This window comes from Brevibacterium sp. AGC70, from assembly GCF_057334195.1.
Window position 1 is genome coordinate 220,881 of record NZ_JBHFIH010000006.1, and the last position, 14,016, is coordinate 234,896.

A 14,016-nucleotide genomic window follows, 5' to 3' on the forward strand; every position below is an offset into this window, starting at 1 on the left:
CCCCCGCCACAGCGTTAGGGCTCACCCTGATGACAACGTCACCAGGTTCAGCCGAAGAAATGAACCCCAACGAAGATGCCGAAGCATTCGGTCAGCTCATCGACGCTGATCTGCTTGATGCTCAGGCAATCGAGGCCCTCTCTGCGTACAGCAGCTCACCCTCGAACGAAGAGGCTGCCACCACCCCGCTGAACCTCGAAGTGCTGCAGTCCCTGGGACTCGAACTTCCCGGTATCGGCATCCCACTTATCAGCGAAGAAGGCGGAGACGGGCTCCTCGATCTCGGCAACGCCGGAGCACTCAACTCGTACGGCCATGCCCCGGCATATAACGAGGCCAAGGCCAGCGCCGGCGCAGTCGGTACCGACGGCGCCCTTAACCTGGACGACATCAACAACGGTGAATTCGGCAACGCCAACGTCGATCTGACCTCGGTCCTCGGCCAGCTTGGACTGGACGGAATCACCGATCAAGTCGTCGACGAGCTCAGCCTGGAACTCGGGGCAATCGCCTCGACTGCTGACAATGACGGAACCACCGACACTTCAGAATATGTCGTCGCAGACGGCATTCTGACAGTCTCCAGCCCTGCTGTTGGAGAGATCTCCGGCGCACTCGACACACTCGTCGACGGCACGGGCGAGACCCTCGAAGAGGTTATCGGCGATGAGGGCCTCCTCAATGATCTCGCTGGCCTCGGCCTCGATGTCGATCTCGGCTCTGTCGGCCGTATCGCAATCGGCGGAGACGACACCACAGTATCGGTCGAAGTTCGCGATGCACTCAATAGCGTCGTCGAGAACATCATCAATGAAGAGCTCAAGGATAAATCGGGAATCGTCTCGATCGATCTTGAGACTGGCGACATCAAGATCGATCTCGCCAAGGTTGTCGAGGGCGGAAACGGAGAGGATCTCAACGGTCTCGATCCAAACACCCAGGTCCTGACCTCGGACACCATTTCGAAAATCACGACCGCAGTGGCTGACGCTCTGGGCGAACTGACTGGCAAGGTCACGGAAACTCTGACTGATGCTCTCAACGACGTGCACCTGAAGATCGAGCTTCCGGCCGAGATTCGCGCGTTGCTACCGCTCGCCAGTGGAAACGTCATCATTGATGCGACGCTAGGCCAACTGGCTGGCACCGACGATTCGGATCCGACAATCACCACTGATTTGGATCTGTTGGGAATCATCCCTGTCGGCGATCTGTTGAACGCCATTACGGAGCCGCTGATCACTGCAGTTCTCGACATCACCAAGCCACTCATCGGCGGAATCCTCACGGCCACCGTCGAGGAGCTCTCCGCTGGCGTCACCGACATCGTCGATCCTCTGCTGGGCACCCTCGATCCTGTCTTTGAAGCTCTCAACCAGGTTGTCGATCTGACGGTCAACGAGCAGCCGACACTGAAGGATCAGGAGAGCCAGGTCAAGGGCACCAATGGTCCTGGCTTCACTGTCAGCGCTGTGAGCCTGGAGTTGCTCCCGGCCTCTGAAGCAGTCGACATCAACCTCGCTTCCTCCTCGGTCCGTGCGACCGCTGAGGCACCTGAAGAACCGGGCGACGATGATGTGAACACGAACGCTGCGGCTTCCGCTGCAGCTTCGGCAGACGCTGATGACGACTCCAACGCTTCGGCTGAGGTAGCAGCTCAGGCTGCCGCCCAGGCCGATGCAACCACCGACGAGACTGCAGCAGCCGATGCCAGCGCAGAAGCAGCAGCGGAATCAGCAGCAACCGAAGATGCGTCGTCCGAAACCTCAGCCGATGCGACCACCGAGACAAACGCCTCGGCGACCGTAGCAGCAGAGGCAGCGTCGAACGCTGACAACACGGACGCAGCCAATGCAGACACAACTGCAGCGGCAGACGCTGACCCGGCAGCAGCCGCCAGCGTTGCTTCGAACGCGGACTCGTCTTCGGAAGCATCTGCTGCGGCCGCGGCAGACGCAGATGACTCGGCAGTGGCCGACGCTTCCAACGAATCGGACGTCAACGCCAATGCTTCGGCCTCGGCCGCAGCTTCGGCCGACGCTGACAACAATGACAATGCCATTGCAGAAGCAGCCGCACAGGCCGCCGCTACCGCAGACGCTGACACCACCGCTTCTGCAGCTGCGGACATCGATGCTTCGGCAGCAGCAGAATCCGCAGCGACCGAAGATTCCTCTTCGGAAGCCTCGGCGGACGCAACGTCTGATCCGAATGCTTCAGCACAGGCCGCAGCAACCGCGGCTGCCAACGCTGATGACACAGAGACGGCAAACGCTGACACCACTGCCGCTGCAGACGCAGACCCGGCAGCAGCTGCCGCAGTCGCCTCGAATGCAACGTCGTCCGACGATGCTTCGGTCGAAGCTGCGGCCAACGCCGACGGCACAGAAGCTGACGCTGCTGCAGAGGCAGACGACTCCAATGTCGACACCACTGCCGCTGCAGACGCCGATGGAGCAGAAGCAGACGCAGAAGCTGATCCTGAAGGTGCAGCAACCGCTGCAGCAGACGGAGCCGAAGCAGAAGCTACCGCTTCCGCGGACGCTGACGGTGCTGAAGCCAGCGCTGCCTCGGATGACGACGCTGATCAGGCATCTGCATCCGCGGATTCCGATCAGGCAGCCTCGGCCAGCTCCTCGAGCCAGTCGAACGCTTCGGCCAGCTCAGCCGGTGCCAGCACCAACGCCTCAGGCAGCAGCGACGGCGGAGACCTGCCACGGACAGGCGCCGACGGCGTCCTGACCATGGCCGGCATCGCAGCCCTGCTGATTGCAGGCGGTGCAGCGGCGATCTACGGAACCCGCCGCTACCGCGCCTCGGCAGGTCAGCACTGATACACATGACACTCAGCCACTGAGCTGAGCGCCTAAAAGGCGGGGTCGGAGTGAAAGCTCCGGCCCCGCCTTTTTGGTGACCTGCGACACAAATAGTCGTTACTCATAAGTAATTACCGACACGCCACTCATGACAATTTCGTCATATTACGCTCCGTGACTCGGCCCACAGAAGTTGGACTTTAGTTCGAACAAAAGTATCGCCATTTCACTCAGTGAGACACAAGGCCACCTGACTACGCCGGGCGCGGTGAGCGCGATCCCCAGCATCTCAAGGAACAGCCTCGGCTACACCAAAAAGCCTTCGTCCGACACCTCTGAGCATCGTTCATTGATCATTCATTTGTACCCCAACCACCTGCGAGCACACAGTTCGCGTTACGTTTCCGTTACCTTTCACATTACTTTCGCATTATTTGCCAATGAGCTTGTAGGGTTAAATCCGTTCGGCCGAAAAGCACCATGTCCCTTGTACGCAAACACCGTCGGTCGATCCTCACAAATGGAAGTGGAGAAGTATGAAGAAGCTCCGTAACGGGCAGCCGCCCGTACGAAAGATCGCCGTCGGTAGCGCAGCCGCAGTCACCGCCCTTGGGCTGACTGTCATGGTCACCTCACCCAGCGCTGCAGCCATCGAGCAGGACCCGAACGAAGACGCTGAGGCGCTCGGTCAGCTGGTCCAGTCGGATCTCCTCGACGATCAGCTCGTCGATGCCGCTGGTGCATACAGCAGCTTCCCCAGCAATCCTGAGGAAGCCAAGACCCCTCTCAATGCAGAAGCACTGAGCGCCATCGACCTGGATCTGGGTGACGGTGTCTCACTGCCAGTCATCAGCCAGCCAGGCGGCGAAGGCCTCCTGAAGCTCGGCGAAGCCGGAGCGCTCAACTCCTACGGCTACGCTCCTTCGGCAGACAGTGCCAAGGCAAGTGCCGGTGCAGTCGGCAAGGATGGCGCCCTCAACGTGGACGACATCAACAACGGTGAGTACGGAAACGCCGAAGTCGACCTCACCCAGGTTCTGGGACAGGCCGGCATCGACGGAGTCACCGACAACATCGTCGACGAGCTCTCGCTCTCCCTCGGTGCGGTTGCTTCGACCGCAGAAGCCAAAGGCGCAGACGAGGCCACTTCCGACTACGTCGTTGCTGATGGAGTCCTTACCGTCTCCAGCCCAGCTGTGGGCGACCTCAACGAATCGCTGACCAAGGTTGTCGACGGAGCCGGCGGCACCCTCGAAGACGTCATCGCCAAGGAAGGCCTGGCCGACCAGCTGGCCAACGCTGGTATCGACGTCAAGACAGGTCTGGCCGACATCAGCCTCGGCGGCGAAGGCACGACCGTCAACGTTGAGACCGCAGACGCTCTCAACAGCGTCGTCGAAAACGTCATCAACGAAAAGCTCGAGGATAAGGCGGGCATCGCCTCGATCGACCTCAAGAACGGTGACATCAAGATCGACCTCGCCAAGGTCGTCAACGGTGAGAACGGCGAGGACCTCAACGGCCTCGACCCCAACACCCAGGTGCTGACCTCCGAGACAATCGGAAAGATCACCGACGCAGTTGCTGAAGCACTCGGAACCCTCTCCGGTAAGTTCAACGAGACTCTCAAGGATGCTCTCAACGAAGCCCGAGTCGAGATCTCGCTGCCGGCCAAGGCCACAGCAGTCGGAGTCCCAGCCGCTGATGGCAAGGTCAACATCGACGCCACTCTCGGTCAGCTCGCCGGCACCGGCGAAGGCGATCCCAAGATTTCCACAGACCTCGAGCTCCTCGGAATCGACGTTGGAGAACTCCTCAACTCGATCACCGATCCTCTGCTCGAAGAGCTCCTCAAGGTCACCGAACCCGTCATCGGTGGAATCCTGAACACCACTGCTGACCAGGTCACCGGCGGAGTCACCGACGCCGTCGATCCGATCCTCTCCGGTCTCGATCCCGTCTTCGAGGGCCTCAACAAGATCGTCGACCTGACGATCAACGAGCAGCCCACCAAGCGCGATCCTGCTGAAGACAGCAACGTCAAGGGCACCGACGCTGACGGCTTCACCGTCAACGCCGTCAGCCTCGAGCTGCTGCCAGACGGCGTCCCCGCAGCAGGCGGCGCACAGGCCGCCCCTCAGGCAGCCGACGCACTTGCTGACATCAACCTGGCCTCGTCCTCGGTCCGTGCGACCGCAGCCGACGAAGCACCAGGCGATGACGCAAACGCTGATGACACCGCTTCCGCTGACGCCGATGATTCGGCCTCTGCTGACGCAGACGACTCGGCAGCAGCAACCGCTGACGCTGATGACTCGGCTTCGGCAACCGCAGATGCTGATGACTCGGCAGCCGCCAACGAAGAGGCCAACACATCGGCTGACGCTGATGACTCGGCTGCTTCCAACGCTGACGTGAACGCATCGGCAAACGCGGACGACTCCGCAGCTGCTACCGATGACGCCAACGCCTCCGCTGACAACAACGACGAGGCAAACGCCTCGGCGAGCTCAGCTGATGACGCGAACGCCAGCGACGATGCCAACGCATCGGCTGCTGCTGACGGTGGCGATCTGCCCCGCACCGGTGCCAACGGCACCTTGGCTCTGGGCGGGCTCGCTGCCCTCCTCGTCGCCGGCGGTGGAATCGCGATCTACCTGACGCGCCGCCACCGTGCAGGCCTCTGAGACTGAGTCTCATGGCCGTGTGAACGGTTGATACCACGCGAAAGGCGGGGTCGGAGTGAAAACTCCGGCCCCGCCTTTCGTCTGTCTGAAATCCTTCGTCTGACTGTAAGCGTCGGCACCACGAACGCACGTGCTAGAGTCCGCGGCCAGCCTCCCACGGCTCCTCCGAGGAACCGGTGATCAAAGCGTTGACGGACATGGCCTGCGCATCGGTGAATGAGGCGATGTAGTCCACGACCGCCCTGGCCCTCCCCAACCTGACGATGGCGCTGGCGCCCTCCTCGCCGAGGCTGGACGGATCCCTGTCGTAGAGATCTTGGTATTCCTGTGTGGCCGCCTCAACCGAATCGAGGAGGCGCCGAGGAATCGTGGTCGCCTCGTCGGGATCGCGCAGCCATTCGTGGAAACCCTCCACCAGGGAGGCGATGATCCGGGTCTGCCCTCGCTGATACACCGCAAGATCTGAACGTTCGAGTACGAATCTCGAGTGGACGAACTTCAACACCACCACATCGTGCCAGGCGGTGTCGGACAGACGCACATGCCCGCTGCGGACGTGTGGCCGCGCATCGACGACGATGGAGGCCTTGAGCCGATCGATCCACCGCCTCGTGAACGCGGTGACAGCCCGGTCGGCCTCCAGTCCCCCGTCATAAGGCACGGCCAGCAGACCCTCGACAAGATCCCGATTGACCCGCTGCACCGACTGTCGGAACGCATCCTCATCGGCGATCCACGGGTCTTTCTCCTGAATGTGGCGCCACATCGACTCGAGTGCGTGGCCTGGCCTGCGACGATCCAACTCCGTGTCATACAACCGGCCGAGTTCGCGGCAGTCGCTGAGCCACCGGCCCAACTCGGCAGAGACGCTGGTGTACTGCAGGATGTTCGACCGGTAGAAATCGTCGAGGTCATGCACCGCATAGGCGATGTCATCGGCGACATCCATCACCGCACACTCCAGCGTCTGCTGGTACCGGTCCATCCGCGGGAACACCGACAGCGCATCGTGCATCTCGGCCGTCTCGGTCGCGTAGGCGGAGAACTTCATCGCCCCCTGCGAGACCTCATCCCCGACTCCCCTGGGCATCTCGGCCGAGCTCAGTCGCTGATGCTGCGTCCAATCGCCGCGCGCCCACGGGTACTTCAGCACTGCGGCCTTGACCGCCCGAGTGAGGTTGAGCCCCCGCGCTGTGGCATCACAGCTGTCGAGAGCTGTGAGAATGCGGAAGGTCTGCGCATTGCCCTCGAAGCCGTCAGGCAGGCGCAGCACCGACCGTGAGACACGATCAAGTTCCTTCTCGCCGAGGTGGCCGAACGGAGGGTGCCCCATATCGTGGGCTGCGGCGGCAGCCTGGACCACCACCGGATCGCACCCGCCGAGTTCAGCGAGCACTGATCGGGTGCGCTCATCGGAGTTGTTCAAGGTGATGGCGATCGACCTGGCCACGGCAGAGACCTTGAGCGAATGCGTCAGCCGGTTGTGAATGACTGTGCCAGAACCGGCCTGCGGGATCACCTGGGTCACGGCGGCCAGTCGTGAGAAGAAGGGGGAGAATCGGATTCGTTCGATATCGACGCGGAACTCGTCCTCGCCGGGTTGGGCCGCCTCGGCGACGTCACGCTCGCGTCCACCGTCATTGTGAAGTTTCAGTCTCTCCGTCATGATGACCCCAGCCTACAGAATCGCCGACCCGACCTGGAGTGACAAGGAGGCATTGGCTGCTTTGAGGTGTGCTGCCTCATCGTCATGGTCCGCACGATCTGATGGAGCAGTCTGTAGTCGAGCCGGCCGCTCTCAGCCGGTGTGTGTGAAGGAGTTGCGCCCGGTGATCGCCAGCCACATTCCGGCGGCGATCATGACCACACTGGTGACCGCCATGATCACGTCGCCGAGGTTGGTGAGTCCGTCGCTGCGCAGCACCGTGCCGACTGCGATGAGACCAGCAATGCCGAACACGGCGACTGCGATACCGACGATCCTCAAAGTCGACGGGGATCGTCGGCGCAAAAGCATGAACAGGTAGCCGCCCAGTAGACCCAGAGACGCTACGCCGGCGACGCCTTTGACAATGGTTGTGCCAGGGTCATCGTTGAGAGTGACCAGGCAGAATACTCCGATTCCGCCGAGGAGAAGTATCGGCAGGGCGAACATCATGATCACGGCTTCGACACCCGAAACGAATGTGAACAGCGGGTCGTTGATTGGGACCTCTGAAGCCGATACCTGGGTCTCAGTGATGTTCCTGTGGTCCGAGATACGTCGCTTCTGCTGATGTCTGAGGCGGCGGTCGTGACGGACGTGGACGACGATCGTGAAGATCGGCCATGCGATGAGGACGAAGAATCCGACAAATCCCATGCCCAGGGCCAAGCCGGGGAGGGCCTCCGACAACAATCCGCTGACGAAGATGAAACATGCGCCTGGGAAGAACATGCTCACCAGGTGGCCCGTGAACGTCAACCTGAGCTCCGTGATTCTCTCGTCCATACGGCCCTCTGCTGAGCGGCCCGGCACAATCGTAACCGCCGGCCACCTCGGCGGGGCACACTGACCACCTCGCCGAAAGCACCGGGAAATGCCTTGAGACTTACGTCACAGTGGCGTAGCGTCATAGGCACGACAGGAGGTGAGTTCAATGACTGGAGTCAACGAAGATTTCTATCAGCCTGGGACCCATCCCGGCGACATCATCGACGTCTGGGATGAGGAAGCCGGCCAGATGGTCAAGCACATGATCATCCTCGACGAGTTCGGAAACGGCACGAAGACGCGTCCCCTCGACGACGACGAGAAAGCGGAAGCCGCGGAGTAGTCCCGACTCTCACCACCACGCACGCACGGTCTCGGTGGGACCGTCTACCTCCGTGAAACCCGCATCGACGACGCTCACGGGCCGATCGCTATTCGCCCATTCCGCGTTCGTGGGTGTGACCACGCGCAGACTGAATCCTGCTTCGCGCCACCGATCGCGAACCTCGGCGGGCATCTGCTCGTAGGCCAGCTGTGCCCCGTGGCCGCACTGCGCCGCAGCCTTCCCTGTCGTCAGCGTCACCAATGGTGAGAGTTCGATCGTCACGACGGCCATGTCCGCGGTCACAGAGGTGCCTCCCTCATCCGGGAACTCGGTACCGCCGACCTGCAGCTTCTTCAATTCCTTCGGCAGCGGCTCGACCGGACCCGGAGGGAAGACAAACGCCTCGGCGGGACCGAAGTCATCCGTGCCGCCGAACGTCACCTCAACACACCCCAAGGCTCGTGCATCGTCGAGCTTCTGCCCGTCTCCGCGGCGAACGACCTTGCGGATGGCCCCGTCACGCCAGTACTCGACTGCCTCGTGCCACTCACCTTCCGGCTGTGAGCGAGGATCGTCGAGAAAGGCGACGACAGCTCGGGCAGCGGCCTCGACGACATCGATATGGCGGGCGATGTTCGTCTTCGAACGCCGGACCACGATCGGCAGCGACCACGGAATCTCATGGTCGTACTCGTGTCTGCGCATGTGCTCGGTCATGGTGCCAATCCTATCGAGGTCGACCTGCCTCTCAGCGAGATCCTCAGAACCGAGATGCGCAGGGTTGGGCCCACTCGGCATTGACGCCGAATCACCTGAGCCAGTAGAATCATCTGTGACACCTGCAGGCCAAGAGTAAACACTATGCCGTGGCGATGTCGCCGAAAGGATTCCGCCATGCCAACCTTCGATGTAACGAGTATCCCGCAAGCCGAAGTAGAGGCACTCAACCAGTTCGCTCACACCACAGCCGGACCCGAACTGCGTGACCTCATTGATGCCATCGTCGAATGCGTCAACGGCGGCGCACCCGCAGTGTCTTTGAATCTTGAGTCTGCGGAACTCACTCCAAACCAGGCCGCAACTCGTCTCGGAATGAGCCGAACGCATTTGTACAAACTTCTTGACAGTGGCGAAATCGCGTCCCATCGAGTTGGCAGAGACCGTCGAATCCGGGTCGCTGACCTCGCCGAATTCGAATCACAGCGTCAGCGCGATCGCCGCGAGCTTGCAGAAAAATTCGCGAACCGAGAGCAGACTCGAAAGGGCACCGTCGACGAGATCGCGGACCTGCTGTAAATTCGCGCCTCTGTCGTGTCAGAGACTACGGGCATAATGAGGCCATGAGTCACAGCAGGCAAGCTCGACCGACCTTGCGATTGTTGACGACCGACCTGGGTTCCGGCTGGTCGTCACCCGTGACTCAACGAATCCTCGCTGACACCCGATTCGACGATCTGCACCCCCTCAGCGAACTTCCACACCCAATCATTGCCAAAGCTGCCGAGAGCCTCAGCAATGACGAGCAAACCGACAACACTCAAGGCCTGATCAAATCAAGCATTGAGATCCCTCTCTTGGAAATTAAGGTTCAGCAGTGGCGTGGAGCTGTCTGGAAGGACCCGACTACCGGGGTTCATTGGCTCATCAAAGCAGGACTTGCCAAAGGCGGTCACAAAGACTCAGATGACTTCTATCAACAGATCGAACGCGCGGCTAAGGCAGACGCCATTGCTCAGTGGTTTCCCAACGATGACGACTTCCGGCTTCTCAGACAGGAGACCGCAGCACGGATAGTCACAGAGTGGGAGCTTCACATACAGAACGAGGTCGAAGCTGCACTGCAGATTGTCAGCCGAGGTGGAGAAACGAGAATCGACATCTGGCATCCCGTCAAGAAGTCCACTCGATTGGCGCAGCTGATAGTCGAAGTTACTGAGGTTCGCGACGTGGGGTACGAAGCCGACGAGATTTTGGTTACTGTAAGTTCAGGCGACTGCGCTCAAGCCTCTCAGCTCGAATGGCAGATGATCACTCGAGCACTCATCTCGCTTCATCCACCCGTTCAGGCGTGGGACCGATACCAGAACCAATTCACAACGATTGCAGATCCTGGTTACTGGACAAAGCGAACAGAGGACCTCTCTATGTTGAACGCAAGTGGAGAGCTCGCAGATCCCGAGCCAGGAACCCACAGTCACTATTCACACCAGCCGCATATCGCTGGGAGCACGATCAATGGGACTGGCATTCGTGCACTCTGCGGAGTCTTTTTCGTTGCCCATCAGGATCACGAAGCGATGCCCGTATGCCCCGAGTGCAAAAACCGATGGAACAGCCTCCCCGAGCGAGGCTGATAGTGCTCGGTCATGGTGCCAATCCTAGTCGCCGGCAAGACCGCCATCCGGCGAGGCACCGTCGCCGAGTAGCCTTGAGCTGCGAGATGCTGTCGACGAAAGGCACTGACCATTTCCCGTAAGACCCCTGCCGTCGATCTCACCGCGGCTCTGCTGGCCACAATCCCCCCGGACATCGTCGACGCCATGTCTGACCAGATGAAGGACGTGCTCGCAGTCCAAGCCACACGTGCCGAAGCCTGCCGCCAAGTCGGGAAGGATGCCGTGCGTGCGATCGTGAACCCGTCGGAAACACCTGCCCGCTTCATCGAATCTCGTGCGGAGTACCGTGCCGAGCGTTCCACCTGGAACGAGGGCGGTCCGACGATGGTCCGCACCGTCGATGGCACAATCTCCGCGGCCGGAGTCGACGTACCCGTTCGGATCCACTATCCCCGCGCCGAGGCGGTCGTGCCGGGAATCGTGTTCCTCCACGGAGGCGGGTTCACCGTTGGTGACCTCGACACCCACGATCGGATCATGCGCGTCCTCGCCGAATCCAGCGGTGCAGCTGTTGTCGGCGTCGACTATTCACTCTCCCCCGAAGTGAAGTTCCCGCAGGCGCTGCACGAGAGCGCCGGCGTCATCGATCACCTCGTCGGCAACGGCAGGTACTTCGGGGTGGATGGTACTCGCCTCGCGATCGCCGGGGATTCGGCAGGAGCCATGCTCACGATTGGTTCTGCACTGCTGCTGCGTGATGCACCTGAGGACATCGGGGCATCGCCTGAGAGCTTCTCCTCCGTGCAGGCGCTGATGTCGTTCTATGGGGGTCACGGACTCAGCGATTCTGCCAGCCGTCGGAACTTCGGCGGCAGCTGGGACGGTATGGGCACCGACGACCTCGGCAGCATCATGTCCGAGTACTTCGCTTCAGCCAGGGACGCCGAGTCGCCCCTCTACAACCACCTCGGCGCCGATCTTGCCGGACTGCCGCCGGTCTTCGTCACCGCAGCTGGGCTCGATCCGCTGCGAGATGACAGTCGCGCCCTGGCAATGCGACTGCGACGGGCCGGAAATGATGTCGTCTACGAGGAGTACCCGCAGGTGCTGCACTCATTCCTGCATTTCGGTCGCATCCTCGACGACACCACAGACGTGCTCAGAAAGGCTGCATCCTTCGCCGCCGACCGGCTGCAGCTGCGGCTCTGAAGACAGCCGAGCGTGGTAGAACCGAAGCGCCTTGCTCGCTTTCGGCGCACCGGGCGTGGGGTATCCGGGAGTATGAGATGGCTGACATCGAGCAACCCTGTCAAGGCGACACCGCTGAGGCATGTATGCTGGTAGTACCTGCGAACCCGTATTCGGGTTCCCTGCGTCGACAGTACGCCTCGTCTCTGCGGCCGTGAATCAATATCCGGCGCGTGTTTCCGAAGCCGTTTCCTCTCGGCGATCGAGAGCGCCAAACGGCGTTCCCACACCTTGTCCGGAACCGGCTCCCGTCACCATTCGGTGGCATCTGTGAGTCCTCCGGCATGTCGAAGGGCTATCCCATCACTCCCCCACATGACTCCAGCAACAATGCCGTCTCTTCCTCCACCAGGCAGCGACGACCAGCCACACCGAAGGCTGCGAATCCCGAGGTGGCGAATGCCGTCGCGGACAAGACAGATGCCGCTCCCGTCACTTTCACCGAGCTCGGCGTTCCCTCTGTCCTGACCGATCGTCTTCGCGCGGAGGGCAAAACCGAGGCCTTCCCCATCCAGAAGGACACACTTCCGGACACGCTCGCCGGCCGCGATGTGCTGGGCAGAGGCAAGACCGGCTCCGGCAAAACACTCGCCTTCGCCATTCCCATGGTGACGCGCCTGTCAGAGTCCGCTGCCGGCCGGAAGAAGGGCCGCCTTCCACGCGGCCTCATCCTGGCACCCACGCGTGAGCTCGCAACCCAGATCACGAACGTGGTCGATCCCCTGGCCCAGGCCTACGGCATGTCGACGACAACCATCTTCGGCGGCGTCAAGCAGAGGCGCCAGGAAATCGCCCTCAGTGCAGGCGTCGACATCGTCGTGGCCTGCCCGGGACGGCTCGAGGACCTGCTCCAGCAGGGCCTGATCTCCCTGGACGACATCGAGGTCACCGTCCTCGACGAGGCCGACCACATGGCCGATCTGGGCTTCCTGCCCGGTGTCACCCGCATCCTCGCCAAGACCCCGGAGCATGGCCAGCGGATGTTCTTCTCTGCGACTTTGGACAACGGCGTGGACAAACTGGTCCGCCGGTTCCTCCACAACGAGATCCGCCACTCCGTCGACGATCCCAATTCGCACGTCTCCGCCATGACGCACCACGTCTTCGAGGTCGCCGATGAGGACAAGAACGATCTGATCCAGCGGCTCGCCTCCGGCACCGGTCGCCGCATCCTCTTCACCCGCACCAAGCACCGGGCGAAGCGATTCACCCGGCAGCTGACCGCGCAGGGCATTCCCGCCGTGGATCTCCACGGCAACCTGTCTCAGGGGGCACGAGATCGCAACCTGGCAGCATTCAGCGAGGGGAACGTGCGCGTGCTCGTCGCCACAGACGTCGCCGCCCGAGGAGTCCATGTCGACTCCGTCGAACTCGTCGTCCACGTGGATCCGCCGACCGAGCACAAGGCTTATCTGCACCGCTCGGGTCGCACAGCACGTGCCGGCAGCTCCGGCGAAGTTGTGACGATCATGCAGCCAGGTGAGCGCAAGGACACGATGGTGCTGCTGCGCAAGGCAGCCATCAAAGTGACTCCGCAGAAGGTCACGGCCGAATCCTCCGTGGTGACCGACCTGGTGGGCGAAACCGCTGACTATGTCGACCCGCAGATCGCAATCCAGGCCGCAGCAGAGAAGCAGAAGGCTGAGCAATCACAGGGCGGACAGCGCTCATCCGGGCGTCGCCGTGGAGGCCGCGGCGGAAGCAGTCGACGCAGTGGTGAGAACAGCCGCGGCGGAGACAGCAGTCGCAGCGGTGAAAGCGGTCGCGGTGGCCAAGCAGGCGGCCGCAGCTCCAGAAACGCTTCGGGTGGTCGCACCGCCAGGAACAACTCGCAGGGCAGCCGCTCGGGTGGAAATGCCCAGGAGGGACGCCCCGCAGCGAACGGCCGTGGCAGTCGTTCAGGTGCGAGTGCTTCAGGCAACCGCCGCAGCGAAGGCACCCGCAGCAACACTCGTGGGAACACCGGCAACCGGCGCGGATCCGACAACCGAGGCACGAGTGCCGAGACTCGGGGACGCCACCGCAGCCAGGGCAGCTCCGGCGGTTCACGCACGGTCTACTCAAGCAACAGCTGAGCCTACTTACACACAGCTGAACAACTCACCTCGGGCAGAGCACATCTCTTGTGCTC

General features: G+C 61.7%; 10 protein-coding genes. 7 read left to right on the plus strand and 3 right to left on the minus strand.

Annotated features, from left to right (window positions below; genetic code table 11):
* Positions 1-59 precede the first annotated feature (59 nt).
* Together ACE03M_RS05010 and ACE03M_RS05015 are read left to right on the plus strand one after the other, a co-directional pair.
* Entirely contained in the window at positions 60-2,834 is a 2,775-nt protein-coding gene (locus ACE03M_RS05010; protein ID WP_485932995.1) for a choice-of-anchor G family protein, read from the plus strand.
* A gap of 518 nt (positions 2,835-3,352) precedes the next feature.
* Positions 3,353-5,503 carry a choice-of-anchor G family protein gene (locus ACE03M_RS05015; RefSeq protein WP_485932997.1) on the plus strand — a complete coding sequence of 717 codons (2,151 nt, stop codon included), beginning with the start codon at positions 3,353-3,355 and terminating at the stop codon, positions 5,501-5,503.
* Positions 5,504-5,636: 133 nt separating this feature from the next.
* Here ACE03M_RS05015 and ACE03M_RS05020 read toward each other — a convergent pair whose 3' ends face one another.
* Positions 5,637-7,169: a deoxyguanosinetriphosphate triphosphohydrolase family protein gene (locus ACE03M_RS05020; protein WP_485932999.1), complete on the minus strand. Its 1,533-nt coding sequence runs from the start codon at positions 7,167-7,169 to the stop codon at positions 5,637-5,639.
* A 132-nt stretch (positions 7,170-7,301) separates the two neighbouring features.
* Positions 7,302-7,994 (minus strand): hypothetical protein, encoded by a 693-nt coding sequence (locus tag ACE03M_RS05025; RefSeq protein ID WP_485933000.1) that lies wholly within the window; start codon positions 7,992-7,994, stop codon positions 7,302-7,304.
* Between the two features lie 148 nt (positions 7,995-8,142).
* Between ACE03M_RS05025 and ACE03M_RS05030 the strand changes: the two genes are divergently transcribed.
* A complete protein-coding gene (locus ACE03M_RS05030; protein WP_186293256.1) occupies positions 8,143-8,319 on the plus strand; it encodes a hypothetical protein in 177 nt (58 codons plus the stop codon).
* A 9-nt stretch (positions 8,320-8,328) separates the two neighbouring features.
* On the opposite strand, the gene ACE03M_RS05035 is transcribed toward ACE03M_RS05030, so the two are convergent.
* Complete coding sequence (locus ACE03M_RS05035; protein ID WP_485933001.1) at positions 8,329-9,018, minus strand: aminoacyl-tRNA hydrolase; 690 nt, start codon at positions 9,016-9,018, stop codon at positions 8,329-8,331.
* Between the two features lie 177 nt (positions 9,019-9,195).
* Between ACE03M_RS05035 and ACE03M_RS05040 the strand changes: the two genes are divergently transcribed.
* From ACE03M_RS05040 to ACE03M_RS05055, 4 genes are all read left to right on the plus strand, one after another.
* On the plus strand, positions 9,196-9,597 hold the full coding sequence (locus ACE03M_RS05040; RefSeq protein WP_485933003.1) for a helix-turn-helix domain-containing protein: 402 nt from the start codon (positions 9,196-9,198) through the stop codon (positions 9,595-9,597).
* 44 nt (positions 9,598-9,641) lie between these two features.
* Complete coding sequence (locus ACE03M_RS05045; RefSeq protein ID WP_485933004.1) at positions 9,642-10,655, plus strand: DUF3039 domain-containing protein; 1,014 nt, start codon at positions 9,642-9,644, stop codon at positions 10,653-10,655.
* 186 nt (positions 10,656-10,841) lie between these two features.
* On the plus strand, positions 10,842-11,846 hold the full coding sequence (locus ACE03M_RS05050; RefSeq protein ID WP_485933005.1) for an alpha/beta hydrolase fold domain-containing protein: 1,005 nt from the start codon (positions 10,842-10,844) through the stop codon (positions 11,844-11,846).
* 323 nt (positions 11,847-12,169) lie between these two features.
* Positions 12,170-13,960 carry a DEAD/DEAH box helicase gene (locus tag ACE03M_RS05055; RefSeq protein WP_485933006.1) on the plus strand — a complete coding sequence of 597 codons (1,791 nt, stop codon included), beginning with the start codon at positions 12,170-12,172 and terminating at the stop codon, positions 13,958-13,960.
* Positions 13,961-14,016: the final 56 nt, after the last annotated feature.

Coding starts and splice junctions, on each gene's coding strand:
- ACE03M_RS05010 (WP_485932995.1), top strand. CDS start 60: ATGAACCCCAACGAAGATGCCGAAGCATTCGGTCAGCTCATCGACGCT.
- ACE03M_RS05015 (WP_485932997.1), top strand. CDS start 3,353: ATGAAGAAGCTCCGTAACGGGCAGCCGCCCGTACGAAAGATCGCCGTC.
- ACE03M_RS05020 (WP_485932999.1), bottom strand. CDS start 7,169: ATGACGGAGAGACTGAAACTTCACAATGACGGTGGACGCGAGCGTGAC.
- ACE03M_RS05025 (WP_485933000.1), bottom strand. CDS start 7,994: ATGGACGAGAGAATCACGGAGCTCAGGTTGACGTTCACGGGCCACCTG.
- ACE03M_RS05030 (WP_186293256.1), top strand. CDS start 8,143: ATGACTGGAGTCAACGAAGATTTCTATCAGCCTGGGACCCATCCCGGC.
- ACE03M_RS05035 (WP_485933001.1), bottom strand. CDS start 9,018: ATGACCGAGCACATGCGCAGACACGAGTACGACCATGAGATTCCGTGG.
- ACE03M_RS05040 (WP_485933003.1), top strand. CDS start 9,196: ATGCCAACCTTCGATGTAACGAGTATCCCGCAAGCCGAAGTAGAGGCA.
- ACE03M_RS05045 (WP_485933004.1), top strand. CDS start 9,642: ATGAGTCACAGCAGGCAAGCTCGACCGACCTTGCGATTGTTGACGACC.
- ACE03M_RS05050 (WP_485933005.1), top strand. CDS start 10,842: ATGTCTGACCAGATGAAGGACGTGCTCGCAGTCCAAGCCACACGTGCC.
- ACE03M_RS05055 (WP_485933006.1), top strand. CDS start 12,170: ATGTCGAAGGGCTATCCCATCACTCCCCCACATGACTCCAGCAACAAT.